The 15191-nt window shown below is 73.8% G+C and carries 12 protein-coding genes; 5 read left to right on the top strand and 7 right to left on the bottom strand.

All coding sequences use genetic code 11. The features are described 5' to 3' along the window. Positions 1-48 precede the first annotated feature (48 nt). The 4 genes from ACIBNA_RS03570 to ACIBNA_RS03555 form a co-directional block, all read right to left on the bottom strand. On the bottom strand, positions 49-1404 hold the full coding sequence (locus tag ACIBNA_RS03570) for an FtsX-like permease family protein (protein WP_399163624.1): 1356 nt from the start codon (positions 1402-1404) through the stop codon (positions 49-51). Beyond that, positions 1401-2087 carry an ABC transporter ATP-binding protein gene (locus ACIBNA_RS03565; protein ID WP_399163623.1) on the bottom strand — a complete coding sequence of 229 codons (687 nt, stop codon included), beginning with the start codon at positions 2085-2087 and terminating at the stop codon, positions 1401-1403. The genes ACIBNA_RS03570 and ACIBNA_RS03565 overlap by 4 nt, the downstream gene beginning before the upstream one ends. Further along, positions 2084-2617 (bottom strand): PadR family transcriptional regulator, encoded by a 534-nt coding sequence (locus tag ACIBNA_RS03560; RefSeq protein ID WP_399163622.1) that lies wholly within the window; start codon positions 2615-2617, stop codon positions 2084-2086. The genes ACIBNA_RS03565 and ACIBNA_RS03560 overlap by 4 nt, the downstream gene beginning before the upstream one ends. Positions 2618-2726: 109 nt before the next feature. Beyond that, positions 2727-5633, bottom strand: coding sequence for a beta-N-acetylglucosaminidase domain-containing protein (locus tag ACIBNA_RS03555; RefSeq protein WP_399163621.1), 2907 nt, complete (start codon positions 5631-5633; stop codon positions 2727-2729). Positions 5634-5854: 221 nt separating this feature from the next. On the opposite strand from ACIBNA_RS03555, the gene ACIBNA_RS03550 reads away from it, so the two are divergent. From ACIBNA_RS03550 to ACIBNA_RS03540, 3 genes are all read left to right on the top strand, one after another. After that, positions 5855-6124 (top strand): hypothetical protein, encoded by a 270-nt coding sequence (locus tag ACIBNA_RS03550; protein WP_274816347.1) that lies wholly within the window; start codon positions 5855-5857, stop codon positions 6122-6124. Continuing rightward, positions 6125-8218, top strand: coding sequence for a 4-alpha-glucanotransferase (gene malQ, locus ACIBNA_RS03545; protein ID WP_399163620.1), 2094 nt, complete (start codon positions 6125-6127; stop codon positions 8216-8218). A gap of 61 nt (positions 8219-8279) precedes the next feature. Continuing rightward, a complete protein-coding gene (locus ACIBNA_RS03540; protein ID WP_399163619.1) occupies positions 8280-8567 on the top strand; it encodes a hypothetical protein in 288 nt (95 codons plus the stop codon). A gap of 139 nt (positions 8568-8706) precedes the next feature. Here ACIBNA_RS03540 and ACIBNA_RS03535 read toward each other — a convergent pair whose 3' ends face one another. Further along, on the bottom strand, positions 8707-9285 hold the full coding sequence (locus tag ACIBNA_RS03535) for a TetR family transcriptional regulator (RefSeq protein ID WP_399163618.1): 579 nt from the start codon (positions 9283-9285) through the stop codon (positions 8707-8709). Between the two features lie 157 nt (positions 9286-9442). On the opposite strand from ACIBNA_RS03535, the gene ACIBNA_RS03530 reads away from it, so the two are divergent. Continuing rightward, a complete protein-coding gene (locus tag ACIBNA_RS03530; protein WP_399163617.1) occupies positions 9443-10885 on the top strand; it encodes an FAD-dependent monooxygenase in 1443 nt (480 codons plus the stop codon). Positions 10886-10968: 83 nt separating this feature from the next. Here the strand turns inward: ACIBNA_RS03530 and ACIBNA_RS03525 are convergent, their stop codons facing one another. Then, complete coding sequence (locus tag ACIBNA_RS03525) at positions 10969-11487, bottom strand: MarR family winged helix-turn-helix transcriptional regulator (protein WP_399163616.1); 519 nt, start codon at positions 11485-11487, stop codon at positions 10969-10971. 106 nt (positions 11488-11593) lie between these two features. Here ACIBNA_RS03525 and ACIBNA_RS03520 point away from each other — a divergent pair, with 106 nt between their 5' ends. Then, on the top strand, positions 11594-12547 hold the full coding sequence (locus ACIBNA_RS03520; RefSeq protein ID WP_399163615.1) for an EamA family transporter: 954 nt from the start codon (positions 11594-11596) through the stop codon (positions 12545-12547). Between the two features lie 57 nt (positions 12548-12604). Here the strand turns inward: ACIBNA_RS03520 and pepN are convergent, their stop codons facing one another. Further along, complete coding sequence (gene pepN / locus ACIBNA_RS03515; protein ID WP_399163614.1) at positions 12605-15178, bottom strand: aminopeptidase N; 2574 nt, start codon at positions 15176-15178, stop codon at positions 12605-12607. Positions 15179-15191 lie beyond the last annotated feature (13 nt).

Here is a 15191-nt window from a genome sequence, read left to right as displayed (position 1 = left end):
CCGGGGAACCCCCGTTCCCCCGGGCCGGCCCCTCATGTGCCGGGGCGCCTACGCGTACCGCAGCTCCCCCGGGCGTACCGAGCGGCGCAGCAGGGGCAGTGAGGTGGCCGCGGCCAGCAGGCAGGCGGTGTAGACGGCGACGGGCACCAGGGCGATCGCCCAGGGCACCGGGCGGTTGAGGAGCAGGGCGTACCACACGCCGATGGCCGTCCCGCCGAGGCCCGCGAGCAGTACGGCGGGGGCGAGCGGCAGCGCGGTCTCCAGCAGCAGGGCCCGGCCGAGCACCGTGTGCGGCACCCCGGCGGCGGCCTGCGCGGCCAGGCCCCGGCGGCGGGTGGCCAGGGACTCGGCGGTGCCGACGGCGAGGCCGGACAGGGTGATCGCGAGGGCGACGACGACGGCGGCGCCGGTGAGGTCGAGGCCGGTGGTGTAGTAGGACGCGGACCTGTACAGGCTCGGTGAGGCGTGCACCACGTCGCTCAGCACCTGCCGGATGCCCATGAAGCCGGTCCCGACGAGCGTCACCAGCAGCACCGCCGCATGCGTGCGGGCGGCCGACCAGGGGTCGTCGCGCAGTCGTTCCGCCGCGATCAGTGTCGCCGCCGACCGGGCCCGGTGCGCGAGGATCCGCCCGGTCGCCTTCGCGGTGGCCCCGGAGAGCCACACCGCGCCCGCGCCGACCGCGAGGACCACGCCCGTCATCATCAGCGGCGGCCCGCCGTACGGCCGGTTGTGGGCGGCCGTGGACGTGGTGGCCACGGCCAGCAGCGCCAGCACCGCGACGAGCAGGACCCCGGCCAGGAACAGCAGCCCGGGCCCCCGTCCGCCCCGCGGCCCGACCCGGCGCACCCAGCCGAGCGGGGAGGCCACGACCCGGCGCAGCGCCAGTGCGCCCGCCGCCGCGCCCAGCACCGGTACGGCGACGGCGACCAGGGCGATCCCCACCCAGGCCAGGGCGGTCGGCCGGTCCCACTGGCGCAGCAGGACCAGCACCGACAAGGCGGTGGCGGGCGCCGAGCCCAGCAGACAGGCCAGCCCGGTCTCCAGCGCGGCGATCCGCCGCACCTGCCAGGGCGTCGCCCCGGCCAGCCGCAGTCCGGCCAGCCGCCGGTCGCGGTGCACGGCGCCTATCCGGGCGCACTGGCCGAGGAACCCCAGCACGGGCACGAGCAGGAGCAGCAGCCCGACGATCACGCCGGACCGCGTGCCGGGCTCGTCCAGCAGGCCCGCGGCCACGGGTACCCGGTAGCTGCCCCGCAGCGCGGCCAGGGCGACGGCGGCCAGCGCGAACCCCGTCGCGAGCGCGGCGCCCGTCGCCGTGAGTGCGACCCGCCACCACTCGCCTCGATCGGAACCACGGGTGAGTTCCCAGGCGAGGCGCAGGTCGGAACGCAGGGAGTTCATGCCGTCACCCCCAGCGGCGCCACGGCGCCGTCCCGGAGCTGGACCTCCCGGTCCGCGTACGCCGCCACCTGGGCGTCGTGGGTGATCAGCAGGACCGCCGTGCCCGACTCGCGGGCCGTGTGGACCAGGGCCGTCATGACCTGCTCGCCGGAGAGCGAGTCCAGGGCCCCCGTCGGCTCGTCGGCGAAGACCACCTTCGGGCCGGTGACCAGGGCCCGGGCCAGTGCGGTCCGCTGGGCCTGGCCGCCGCTCATCTCGCCCGGCCGCAGATCCTCCTGTCCGCGCACGCCGAACCGCTCCAGCCACTCACCGGCCAGGGCCCTGGCCCGCGCGCGGTCGGTGCCGGCCAGCAGCAGCGGCAGGGCGACGTTGTCCAGGGCCGTCAGCTCGGGGATGAGCTGACCGAACTGGAACACCACGCCGAACTCGGTCCGCCGCAGCTCGCTCAGCCGCTTCTCGGACAGGTCCTTCAGCCGCCGGCCGTCGTACGACACCGAGCCCTCGTCGGGCCGGACGATCCCGGCCAGGCAGTGCAGCAGCGTCGACTTCCCGCTGCCGCTCGCGCCGGTCACGGCGAGGATCTCGCCGGCGTGCAGGTCGACCGAGGCCCCGCGCAGTGCGGGGGTCCTGCCGTGCGTTTTGGTGAGGCCGCTCGCCGAGAGAAGAGGCACGGGTCTGCTCATGCTGCGTCGACCTCCGCGGTCAGGGTGGTGAGCCGGGCCGCCGTGGTGCTCATCCAGCGGAGGTCGGCGTCGAGGTGGTTGAGGGCGTAGTCCGCCGAGAGCACGGTCGCGAGGTCCGCGCCCTTGGCGGCCTTGACCGCGGTGAGCTCCCGCATCCGCTCCATGTGGGCGGCGCGCTGGGCGCTCAGATACGCGGCCGGGTCGCCGCCCGAGAGGATCGCGACCACGACCTTGGCGAAGATCTCGTTCGCCACGAAGGGCGCGGGCGGCGTGATCTGCCCGGCCCACCGGGACAGTTCGCGCGTCCCCTCGTCCGTGGCGCGGTACGTCGTCCGCTCCGGGCCGCCGTCCGAGTCGGTGCCCTCGATCGCGGCGAGGCCGTCCCGGACGAGGCGCTGGAGGGTCGTGTAGACCTGCCCGTAGGCCAGCGGTCGGGCCCGCGGGAAGCGCTCGTCGTGGCGTCGCTTGAGGTCGTAGCCGTGGCTCGGCCCCGTGGCGAGCAGGCCCAGCAGGATGTGGCGGGTGCTCATGCCGATCATTATGCACTGAGTATATGTACTGAGTGAATAGCAGGCATCGAAGAAGGCCGGAGAAGGCCGGAGAAGGCCGGAGAAGGCCGTCGCCGAACCTTCGACAGGTTCAGTCCGTGACGGCGTACGTCTCCACCGACCACAGCGAGTACCCGTACGGCGTGGCCCGCTTCTCGCCCTGCACTCGTACGAAGCGCACGTCGCGCTCGTCCATGCGGACGCTCTCGTGGCCGCCCCGGCCGTCCCGTACCGCGGCCGCAGTGCGCCAGCGGCGGCCGTCCGGCGAGACCTGGACGCGGTACGCCGAGGGGTGGGCGTCCTGCCAGCGCAGCTCGACCTGCCCGAGCCGCACCGGGCGGGGCAGCTCGACCTGCCACCAGGCGCCGTCGTCCGCCGGGGACGACCAGCGCGTGTCCGGGTCGCCGTCGTTCGCCGCCGACGCGGGGAAGTCGGGCGTCTCGTCGCCCGAGGAACGCGCGGTGCCGGTGCGGGCCAGGTCGGGTCCGCCGGTGGGCGGGAAGGCCCGGACGGTGAGTGTGCGGGTCGCTCCCGCGAACCCCAGCCGGATGTCGTAGGTCCGTTTCGGCGAACCGCGCTCCACGGTCACCTCGACCGGGACCTCCACCCGCGTGCCGCGCGGCACGGTCAGTTCGGTCCTGGGCACCCGCACCCGTACGCCCTCGGGTGCCTCGACGGTGAGCCTGCCGCGGGCGTCGGCGGGGCGCAGCGAGCCCAGCCCGGCCGTCAGCCGCCGCGTCCTGCCGGTCTCGGCGTCCACGCGGTCGCGCGTCAGCTCCACAGAGGCGGCGGGGGAGTCCGCGAACCACGGGACCAGGTGACGCACGCGGGAGGACGCGGGACCGGTGACCCGCACGGCGTCCACCCGCTGCCCGGCCCGCACCTCGGTCGCGCCCGAAGCGGCCAGCCGGCCGGCCTGCCACCAGCCCCGGCCCGGTACGTGCACCTCGACGCCGCCCTCGGTGCCGGGGTCGGTAAGAGCCGTCACGGCCGTCAGGGACCGCGGGTGCGAAAGGCGCAGGGTGCGGCCGTCGCCCGGCTCGCCGGGGCTGGGGGGCGGCTCGTGGTCGATGCCCGACCAGGCCGCGTACGCCTTCTGCGCCCGCCCCAGGAAGGGGTCCAGGACGTCCGTGCCGACCTTGACCGGTGCCGGCCGGGCCCGCAGCGCGCCGAGTCGGCGGTACGCCGTCCAGGCCGCCGCCGCGTCCCCGGCGCGCTGCGCGTCCAGCATGTCGAGCGCGGCCGTGCCCGCCTCGCCGTAGCGCGCCAGCTGCTCCGACCAGGGGGCGACCTCCGGGGCGAGGGCGGTGCCCGTCAGCCGCCGGGGCAGCTCGCGCAGCACGGTGAACGCCTCGCGCAGCCGCCGCGCGGCGTCACCGTCCGTCCCGGGACCGCGTTCCTCGGCGCCACCCGCCGTACGGGCCCGCCAGTACGCCTCGGTCAGCGGGCGCAGGTACGCCGACTCCTCCTCGCCGAGGACCGACGACGCGTCGTTCCCGGCGAGCGCGGCCAGGGCCTCCTCGCGGCGCCGGTCCCCGCCCGCGAGGTCGGCGATCGCGGCGCGCCAGGACTCCCCGGGGCGGTAGGCGCGCGGGTTCCAGGCGTAGTCGGCGGCGGTGAACAGCGGGATGCGGGACGCCTCGGGCTGCTGCATCGCGTTGGCGAGCAGGGCGGCCGAGCCGGTGGCGACGGCCGGCTCGCGGCCCCGGTAGGGGCCGAGGAAGAGACGGCCGGGGTCGTAGTCGTTGACCGGGTAGTTGTCCATCGTGACCAGCGGATGCCGGAACGTCTGCCGAGCGTCGGCCAGTTCACCGCCCGTGATGGTGCGCGGCACCACCCCGACGCCCGTCCACGCCACCTCGACAGCCGTGTCCAGCGTGCTCGCCAGGGCCTGCCGGTAGTCGGTCGTGCCGTCCTCGTAGTACTCGGTCGGCATCAGCGACAGGCCGGCGGCTCCGGGGTGCCGGTCCGCCAGGTGCCGGGCCACCGCGTTCGCCACCCGGGCCTGCGCCCGCGCGGCCGCCCGCGGGCCGGAGCCGAACCGCTCGGCGTCCGCGTCGCAGTGCCACTCGCTGTAGCTGACGTCCTGGAACTGCAACTGGAAGGCCCGAAAGCCCAGCGCCCACATCGCGTCGAGCTTGCGCGTCAGCGCGCGCACGTCGGCGTCCGACGCGAAGCACATCGCCTGGCCCGGGGCCACCGCCCAGCCGAGCGTGACGTGGTTGCGGCGCGCCCGCTCGGCCAGCTCCCGGAACTCGGCGCGCTGCCCCGCCGGGTACGGCTCACGCCAGCGCGCCTGCCGGTACAGGTCGTCACCGGGGGCGTACAGGTAACGGTTCTGCTTGGTGCGCCCCATGAAGTCGAGCTGCCCCAGCCGCTGCCGGTGCGTCCACGCGGTGCCGTAGAAGCCCTCGGTGATGCCGCGCACGGCGGTGCCGGGCCAGTCGCGCACGACGGCGGCGGCGATCGTGCTTCCCCCAGGTTCTCGGCTGCGCTCGAACAGGGGGGACCCTGGTCGCACGAGCTGCCGCAGCGTCTGGACCGCGTGGAACAGGCCGTCCTCGCCGGCTCCGGTGAGCAGGACGCCGCCCCTGCCCACGGACAGCTCGTATCCCCCGGAGGGGAGGGCGCGGCGGTCGTCCCGGCGGACGGGCTCCGTCCGCACGCGCACGACCAGCGCTCCGGGTGCGGCGGAGTCCGTGATGCGACGGGCCCCGGCCTGTCGTAGCAGGTCGCGCAGGGCCTCGACGGAGTAGCGGTCGGCCGTCGGGTCGCTGATCAGGGCGACCTCGTCGGTGACCGCGACCGGTGCGCCGTTCGCGCGCAGGGACTGGGGGCGCGGCCAGACGGAGAGGTCCGGCTCGGCGGTGTCGGGGGCTGGTGTCGCGGTCGCGCCCGGGACGGGCGGAGCCGCCACCGCGGCGGGCGGGGTGCCGAGGGTTCCGGCGACGACGGCGACGGCGAGAGCCGCCGCCCGCTTCCCACGCCGCAGTCCCACAGGCCCCCTCCAGGTGTGTTCGACCGGCAGAACGAGCCCACCACCTGCCCGGTGAAGGTGTCAAAGAGAGTGGCCGTTGTGACGGAATTGCCGGAATCTGGAAGGAGTGGAAGGAAGCGGAATGTGAGCAGAAGCACGATGTTCGGCCTGGGGTGTCTGCCATCGCGTCGACTGGGTAGGGCTGCGGTGACCCGTTGAATGCCGTACCCAAGGAGGCCCCCGTGGCTGCGATGACTTTCCTTCCGCTCCCGGTCCAGTCCAAACCCGTGGCGGACACGTCCGCCGACCTCGACCCCCACTATGACGACCCCCGCTACGAAGACCCTCACTACTGCATCTTCAGCTCCGAGAGCACCTGCGCCGAGCCCCCGCTGACCAGCGAGCCGCCGCTGCCCGACGCCGAGCCCCTCACCAGCGAGCCGCCGCTCGCCGAATCCGCCCCCCTGACCAGCGAACCCTCCGCCTTCGTCCCGGACTTCACGAGGTCCTAGATGACCGCACCCCGGCCGGCCGAACCGCCTTCCGAGGACCTGTCCCGCCTCGCCGAACTGCACGGCGTCGCCACCTCGTACAGCCCGTCCCCGGACCGTACGGTCGCGGCCCCGGCCGCCGCGGTCACCATCACCCTGGCCGCTCTCGGCGTGGACGCGAGCACGCCCGGCGCCGTCCGCGCCGCGCTCGCCGCCCGGGAGCGGCACCTGGGCGCCAGGCTGCTGCCGCCCACGGTGGTCGGCTGGGGCACCAGCCCCCCGGCCGCCCTGGCCGCGCTCCCCGAGGGAAGCCGGCTGCTCATCGAGACCGAGCAGGGCGAGAGGCGCGCCTCGGCCGAGCACCTCCCACCCGGTGTCCACCGGCTGACCGCCACCGTCCCCGACGGCCGCACTGCCACCGCCCACCTGGTCATCGCCCCGGCCCGCCTGCCCACCACCACCGGACGCTCCTGCGGACTCCTCGTCCAGCTCTACTCCCTGCTGTCCCGCCGTTCCTGGGGCATGGGCGACCTGGGCGACCTCGCCGAGCTGGCCGGCTGGGCCGGACGGTCGCTCGGCGCCGGCTTCGTCCAGGTCAACCCGCTGCACGCGGCCGTGCCCGGTGCCCCCACCGACCCCTCCCCGTACCGCCCCTCCTCCCGCCGCTTCCCCGACCCGGTGCACCTGCGGATCGAGGACGTCCCCGAGTACGCCTACGTCGAGGACCGCGAGCGGCTGCGCGCGCTGCTGGAGAGATCCGGCCGGCTGCGCGAGGCGGTGCTGGAGGACGGCGCGCTGATCGACCGGGACGCCGTGTGGGAGCTCAAGCGGGAGGCGCTCGAGCTGCTGTGCGAGGTGCCGCTCGGCCCCGGCAGACGCGCCGCCTACTGTGACTTCCTCGCCGAGCAGGGCCAGGCCCTGGAGGACCACGCCACCTGGTGCGCGCTCGCCGAGGTGCACGGCTCGGACTGGCACCGCTGGCCGACCGGCCTGCGCGACCCGCGCTCGGCCGAGACCGCTCGGGCCCGGGGCGGACTGATGGGCCGAGTGGACTTCTGGTCCCGGCTCGCCTGGCTCACCGACAGCCAGCTGACCGCCGCGCAGCGCGCCGGGCGCGAGGCCGGGATGCCGGTCGGGATCGTGCACGACCTCGCGGTCGGCGTCCACCCCGGCGGCGCCGACGCCTGGGCCCAGCAGGAGTACTTCGCCGCCGGCATGTCGGTGGGCGCCCCGCCGGACGCCTTCAACGCCCGCGGCCAGGACTGGGGCCTGCCGCCCTGGCGCCCCGACCGCCTGGCCGAGTCGGGCTACGCCCCCTTCCGCGAGCTGCTGCGCGCCCTGTTCCGCTACGCCGGAGCCCTGCGCATCGACCACGTCATGGGCCTGTTCCGTCTGTGGTGGGTGCCGCACGACCGGCCACCGACCGAGGGCACGTACGTCCGCTACGACGCCGAGGCCATGCTCGCCGTCCTCGTCCTGGAGGCCTCCCGGGCCGGGGCGCTGGTGATCGGCGAGGACCTGGGCACCGTCGAGCCCGGCGTGCGCGAGGCGCTGCGTGAGCGCGGGGTGCTCGGCACGTCTGTGCTGTGGTTCGAACGCGACTGGGAGGGCGACGGCCGCCCGCTGCCCCCCGACCGCTGGCGCGCCGACTGCCTGGCCACCGCCACCACCCACGACCTGCCCTCCACGGCCGCCCGCCTCACCGGCGAGCACGTCGAGCTCCGCGACAGCCTGGGCCTGCTGACCCGCCCGCTGGAGGAGGAACGCGCCGAGGCCGCCGCCGACACCGCCGAGTGGCTGGCCCTGCTCACCCACCTCGGCCTGCTGAACGGCACGGGCGGCACCGACACCTCATCGGAGGAGGCCGAGATCCAGGCCGTCCACCGCTTCCTGCTGCGCACCCCGGCCCGCATGGTCGGCGTCTGGCTCCCGGACGGAGTGGGCGACCGCCGCCCGCAGAACCTCCCGGGGACGTGGGACCAGTACCCGAACTGGCGGCTGCCGATCGCGGACGCGGCGGGCCGTCCCGTGACCTTGGAGGACCTGGCCGCCTCGCCCCGGCTGCACGCCCTCATCGAGGTTCTGCGGCAGCCGCCCGACGCGTCGGGCGGCTGAGGACGCCTCTTACGGCACCCCGGGCGCGCGGCGCCTACCGGCGTTGGATACTTTTGGCACCGTGGACAAGAAGAACGCCCTGCGCGCCGGCGCCCTGGCCGCCGGTACGACGCTGATGATGCTGCTCATGTCGTCGCCTGCCTCCGCGCTCATGCGCGACGACGGTGACGACCCCGGTCCGGGCCTGAGCGTCATCGAGACGCTGGGCCTCTTCGTCGTGGCCCCGATCGTGCTGTACCTGGTCATCCACGGTCTGGTGATGGTCGGGGACAAGTCGCACAAGCAGAAGGACCCGACCAGCTCCAACATCAGGACCAAGGCCGACGCGAAGGTCGACGCCAAGGCCTGACCAGGGCTCCCTCCGAGTCCGTCACGCACCTTTTCCGAGGGCGCTGTCCCCCGTCGTACGCACGCGCATGCCGCCGTGCGACGACCGGGGCGGTGCCCTCGGCTTTTCGCGGTGGGCGGGGCTCCCGGTGGGCGGGCTGTCAGGGGTTCGGTGCCGTCAGATAGCGCTGGACCGTGGGCGCCAGCCACGCCACGATCTCCTGGCGGCTGAGCGCCACGGCCGGCGGCAGGCGCAGGACGTACCGGGTGAGCGCCATCCCGAGCAGCTGCGTGGCGGTGAGCACGGCCCGCACCGGGATCTGCTCGGGGTCGGGGCACACCTGGCGGGCGACCGGAAGCAGCTGGTCCCGGAAAATGCCCTGCATGCGCTCGGCCCCGGCCTGGTTGGTGGCACCGACCCGCAGCAGGGCCGTGAGCACCTCGTTCTCCTCCCACATGTCGAGGAAGTGGGTCACGAGGGCGGACCCGACCTCGTCCCGGGGCAGCGGGCCCAGGTCGGGCAGCTTCAGATCGACGGCGACGGCGGCCGCGAACAGGCCCTCCTTGCTGCCGTAGTACCGCATCACCATGGACGGGTCGATGCCCGCGTCCCGCGCGATGGTGCGGATGGTGGCGCGCTCGTAGCCGTCGGCGGCGAAACGCTCGCGGGCGGCGTCGAGGATGGCGGCGCGGGTGGTGTCCGAGCGCCTGGAGGGGGTGGTGCGCTTGCTGTCGGGCATGCCAACGAGCGTATGCCAACACATGTAGGCCCACAAGCGTTGACGAAGTGGGTCTGCGGTTCTACTTTGGTCAACGACCGTTGGTCAACGTCTGTTGGCAAACGCGTGTTGACCAACGGTCGCCGACCAACACGTGTTGGCCTACAGGGAGGCCCTGATGAGCGAGACCACCCGTACCGTGATCGTCGTCGGTTCCGGCCCCACCGGCCTGCTCCTGGCCGGTGACCTGGCCACCGCCGGCGTCCCCGTCACCGTCGTCGAGAAGCGCCCGCGCGGGATCAGCAACCTCTCCCGCGCGTTCGTCCTGCACGCCCGCACGCTGGAGCAGTTCGACGCCCGAGGGCTGGCCGACGAACTGGAGGCCGTCGGCCGGCGGCTCGGCCGGTTCCGCCTCTACGGCCGCCTCAGCCTCGACCTCTCCACGCTGCCCTCCCGCTTCAACCACCTCCTCGTCCTTCCGCAGTACGAGGTGGAGAAGGCCCTGGGGCGGCGGGCGCTGGAGGCCGGGGCGCAGTTCCGGTACGAGACCGAGGTGACCGGGCTGACGCAGGACGCGGAGGGAGTGACGGTCGAGCTCCGCGGGCCCGGCGGCGGCTCGGAGGCGCTGCGCGCGGCGTACGTCGTCGGCGCCGACGGGATGCGCAGCACGGTGCGGAACGCGATCGGGCTGCCGTTCCCCGGCCGTTCGGTGATCCGCTCCGTCATGCTCGCGGACGTACGGGTGACCGAGGAACCCGGGGAACTGCTCACCTTCGACGCCGTCGGCGACGCCTTCGCCTTCCTCGTCCCCTTCGGCGACGGCTACCACCGCGTCGTCTGCTGGGACCGCGGCCGCGAGCGCCCCGACGACGCGCCGGTCGGACTCGACGAGATCAGGGAGACCACCCGGCGCGCCCTCGGTCGTGACTTCGGCATGCACGACCCCCGCTGGATGTCCCGCTTCCACAGCGACGAGCGGCAGGCGCCCGCCTACCGTGTCGGCCGCGTCTTCCTCGCCGGGGACGCCGCGCACGTCCACACCCCGGCCGGCGCCCAGGGCATGAACACCGGCCTCCAGGACGCGGCCAACCTGAGCTGGAAGCTGGCCGCCGTCCTCAAGGGGCACGCGGCCGACGCGCTCCTCGACACCTACCAGGCCGAACGTCACCCCATCGGCAGGACGGTGCTGCGCAGCAGTGGCGGCATCGTGCGTGCCGCCATGGCCCGGCGGCCCTGGACGATCGCCCTGCGCGCCGCCTTCGCCGCCTTCCTCGGCACCGTCGGCCCGGCCCGCCGCAAGGCCCTCGCCCAGGTCACCGGCATCGGCTACCGCTACCCCGCCCCCCGCGGCTCCCACCGCTTCACCGGCCGCCGCGTCCCGGACGTCGCCCTGGCCGGGGACGCTCGCCTCCACGAGGCGATGCGGGGCGGCCGGTTCGTGCTGATCACCCCGGAGCCGTACAGGGCCGGGCCCGGCCGTGAGGACCTGCTGGCCGTCGAGCGCTGGGCGAGCGATCGCCGTACGACCGTGTTGGTGCGGCCCGACGGGTACGCGGCGTGGGCGGCCGACGCGGCGGACACCCGGGCGATCGAGGCGGCCGTCGCCGCCCACGTGGGGTAGTCGCCGCCCCGTGGGGCAGCACCTCGGCGGGCCGGTGCCGGCACCGGCCCGTCAGGTCACCGGCGAACGCGTCGGAGGCCGGCTCAGTCCTGCCGGCCCTCCGTCGTCCGGAGCAACTCCCTGAGCAGCTCAGCCAGTTGACCGGCCTGCTCGGCGTCCAGGCCGGACAGTGCCTCCGTCTGGACCGCGAGTCCGGCGCCGACCGCCTCGTCGATCAGCTCCAGGCCCTTGTCGGTGAGCGTGACGTGCAGGCCGCGCCGGTCGTGCGGATCGGGGGAGCGGCGCAGCAGGCCGGCGCGCTCCAGCTTGTCCAGGCGCCCCGTCATGCCTCCGGTCGTCAGCATCAGCGTCGCGGAGAGCTGCCGGGGCGAGAGCGTGTGGGGCTCGCCGGCGCGACGCAGGGTCGCCAGGACGTCGAACTCCCCGCGGCCGATCCCGAACTGCGCGTACGCCTTCTCCGTCCGGTCGCCCATAGCGCGTGAGAGCCGGTAGATGCGGCCGAAGACCTCCATGGCGGTGGTGTCGAGGTCGGGCCGCACGGTCCCCCACTGGTCGATGATCGCGTCGACGGGGTCCTTGCGCTGCTCGGGGCGTTCGCTCATGACAGGAGTATCCGACCGCTCTGGGTCACCCGCAAGAAAGTGGCTTGACGGAAAGTTGCTTAGCGCTAAGCTACTTTCCACTGACCTACTCCGAAGGGTGCGACCCATGCGTCCCCTGGCCGCGCACCGTGCCACGCTCACCGCCCTCACCGCCCTCGCCCCCGTCTCCTGGGGTACCACCTACGCCGTCACCACCGAGTTCCTCCCGCCCGACCGCCCCCTGTTCACGGGCCTCATGCGCGCCCTGCCCGCCGGCCTGCTCCTGCTGACCCTCGCCCGGGTGAGCCCGCGCGGCGCCTGGTGGTGGAAGTCGGCGGTGCTCGGCGCACTGAACATCGGCGCCTTCTTCCCGCTGCTGTTCCTCTCCGCGTACCGGCTGCCCGGCGGCATGGCGGCGGTCGTCGGCTCGGTCGGCCCGCTGTTCGTGGTCGGCCTCTCGGCCCTGCTGCTGGGGCAGCGGCCGTCGCCGCGCACGCTGCTCACCGGGATCGCGGCCGCTTTCGGTGTCAGTCTGGTCGTGCTCCAGGCGGCCGGGGCTCTGGACGCGCTGGGCGTGCTGGCGGCCCTCGCCTCCACCGCTTCCATGTCCACCGGCACCGTGCTCACCAAGCGGTGGGGGCGCCCCGAGGGCGTCGGCCCGCTGGCCCTCACCGGCTGGCAGCTGACCGCGGGCGGCCTGCTCATCGCGCCCCTGGCCGTCCTCGTCGAGGGCGCGCCGCCCGCGCTGGACGGCCGGGCGGTCGGCGGCTACCTCTACCTCGCCCTGGCGAACACGGCGGTCGCGTACTGGCTGTGGTTCCGCGGCATCGGCCGCCTCACCGCCACCCAGGTCACCTTCCTCGGCCCGCTCTCCCCGCTGACCGCGGCCGTCGTCGGCTGGGCGGCGCTCGGCCAGGCGCTGACGCCGGTGCAGCTGGCGGGCATGGCGCTGGCGTTCGGGGCGACGGTGGCGGGGCAGATCGGACCGCGGGGCAAGGGGCCTGCCGGTACGCGAACGTTCAGTTCCTCTGAAAAGCCTGCCCCAAAGGATTCGAAGGTCACGCTCGTCAAGGTCGGTTGACAAGAACCGAGGGGCGCCCGGCACTGCGCCGGGCGCCCCTCGTCGCCGTACGGTCGACTACTGCGCCGCCGCGTCCGCCCGCTGGGCCCGCAGCGCTCGCTCCACGCCGGCTCGGGACTCCGAGACCAGCCGCCGCAGGGCCGCGTTCGGCTCGGCGGAGGTCAGCCAGGCGTCCGTCTTGTCCAGGGTCTCCTGGGAGACCTGGACCGTCGGGTAGAGGCCGACGGCGATCTGCTGGGCCATCTCGTGGGAGCGGGACTCCCAGATGTCCTTGACCACCTCGAAGTAGCGGTCCGCGTAAGGGGCGAGCAGGTCGCGCTGGTCGGTCTGGACGAAGCCGGCGATGACCGCCTCCTGCACGGCGTTCGGCAGCTTGTCGGAGTCGACGACCGACGCCCACGCCTCCGCCTTGGCCTCCGGGGTCGGCCGGGCCGCGCGGGCCGTGGCGGCGTGCCGCTCACCGGCGGCCGTACGGTCACGGTCGTACTCGCCCGCGATCTCCGTCTCGTCGAACCGGCCGACCGCCGCGAGCCGCTCCACGAACGCCCAGCGCAGCTCCGTGTCGACGACCAGGCCCTCGATCGTCTGCGAACCCTCCAGCAGGGCGTCCAGCAGGTCAAGCTGCTCGGGCGTGCGCGCCGTCGCGGCGAACGCGCGCGCCCACGCCAGCTGGTGGTCGCTGCCCGGCGCCGCCGCCCGCAGATGGGCCAGCGTCGCGTCGGTCCAGCGGGCCAGCAGCGCCTCGCGGGCGGCCGGGTCGGCGTACAGGTCGACCGCCAGCTTCACCTGGCGCTGCAGCGACTGCACGAGGCCGATGTCGGACTCCTTGCCGATGCCGGACAGCACCAGCGAGAGGTAGTCGCGGGCCGCCAGCTCGGCGTCGCGGGTCATGTCCCAGGCCGACGCCCAGCACAGGGCGCGGGGCAGGGAGGACTCGAAGTCGCCGAGGTGTTCCGTGACGAAGGCCAGGGACTTCTCGTCCAGGCGGACCTTCGCGTAGGACAGGTCGTCGTCGTTGAGCAGGACCACGGCCGGGCGGCGCTTGCCCACCAGCTGCGGTACGGGCGTCAGCTCGCCGTCCACGTCCAGCTCGATCCGCTCGTCCCGGACCAGCTTGCCGCTGTCGTCGTCGAGTTCGTACAGGCCGACGGCGATCCGGTGCGGGCGCAGCATCGGCTCGCCCTTCGCGCCTGCGGGCAGCGCCGGGGCCTCCTGGCGGATGGCGAAGGAGGTGACGACACCGTTCGCGTCCGTCTCGATCTCCGGGCGCAGGATGTTGATCCCGGCCGCCTGGAGCCACTTCTCCGACCACGTCTTCAGATCGCGGCCGGAGGTCTCCTCCAGGGCGCCCAGCAGGTCCGACAGGCGCGTGTTGCCGTAGGCGTGGCGCTTGAAGTAGGCCTGCACGCCCCGGAAGAACTCGTCCATGCCGACATAGGCGACGAGCTGCTTCAGGACGCTGGCGCCCTTGGCGTACGTGATGCCGTCGAAGTTGACCAGGACGTCGTCCAGGTCCCGGATCTCGGCCATGATCGGGTGCGTGGACGGCAGCTGGTCCTGCCGGTAGGCCCAGGTCTTCATGGAGTTGGCGAAGGTGGTCCACGCGTGCGGCCACCGGCTCCCGGGCGCGTGCGCCTGGCAGGCGATGGAGGTGTACGTGGCGAACGACTCGTTCAGCCACAGGTCGTTCCACCACTCCATGGTGACCAGGTCGCCGAACCACATGTGGGCCAGCTCGTGCAGGATGGTCTCCGCGCGCACCTCGTACGCCGCGTCCGTCACCTTCGACCGGAACACGTACTGGTCGCGGATGGTCACCGCGCCCGCGTTCTCCATCGCGCCCGCGTTGAACTCCGGCACGAACAGCTGGTCGTACTTCTTGAACGGGTACGCGTAGTCGAACTTCTCCTGGAACCACTCGAAGCCCTGCCGGGTCACCTCGAAGATGGCGTCCGAGTCGAGGTACTCGGCGAGCGAGGGGCGGCAGTAGATACCGAGCGGGACGGACTGGCCGTCCTTCTCGTACACGCTGTGCACCGAGTGGTACGGGCCGACGATGAGCGCCGTGATGTACGTCGAGATGCGCGGCGTCGGCTCGAAGACCCAGACGCTGTCCTGGGGTTCGGGGGTGGGCGAGTTGGAGATGACGGTCCAGCCCTCCGGCGCCCTCACGGTGAACTGGAAGGTCGCCTTCAGGTCCGGCTGCTCGAAGCTCGCGAACACCCGGCGGGCGTCCGGCACCTCGAACTGGGTGTAGAGATAGGCCTGGTCGTCGACCGGGTCGACGAAACGGTGCAGGCCCTCACCGGTGTTGGTGTACGCGCAGTCGGCGACCACCCGGAGGATGTTGCGGCCCTCCAGCAGGCCGCGCAGGGCGATCCGGGAGTCCGCGAAGACCTCGGCGGGGTCGAGGGAGTCCCCGTTGAGGGTCACCTCGTGCACGGCCGGGGCCACCAGGTCGATGAACGACTCCGCCCCGTTCTCCGCGACGTCGAAGCGCACCGTGGTCACGGACCGGTAGGTGCCGCCCTCCTGCGCGCCGGAGAGGTCGAGTTCGATCTCGTACGAGTCAACGGCGAGCAGCTTCGCCCGCTGCTGCGCCTCCTCGCGGGTCAGGTTTGTGCCAGGCACGCGGTCATCTCCT

Source organism: Streptomyces sp. NPDC050164 (assembly GCF_044459945.1).
Taxonomy (GTDB): Bacteria; Actinomycetota; Actinomycetes; order Streptomycetales; family Streptomycetaceae; genus Streptomyces; species Streptomyces coeruleorubidus_A.
This window is presented reverse-complemented; position numbering and strand designations above follow the sequence as displayed.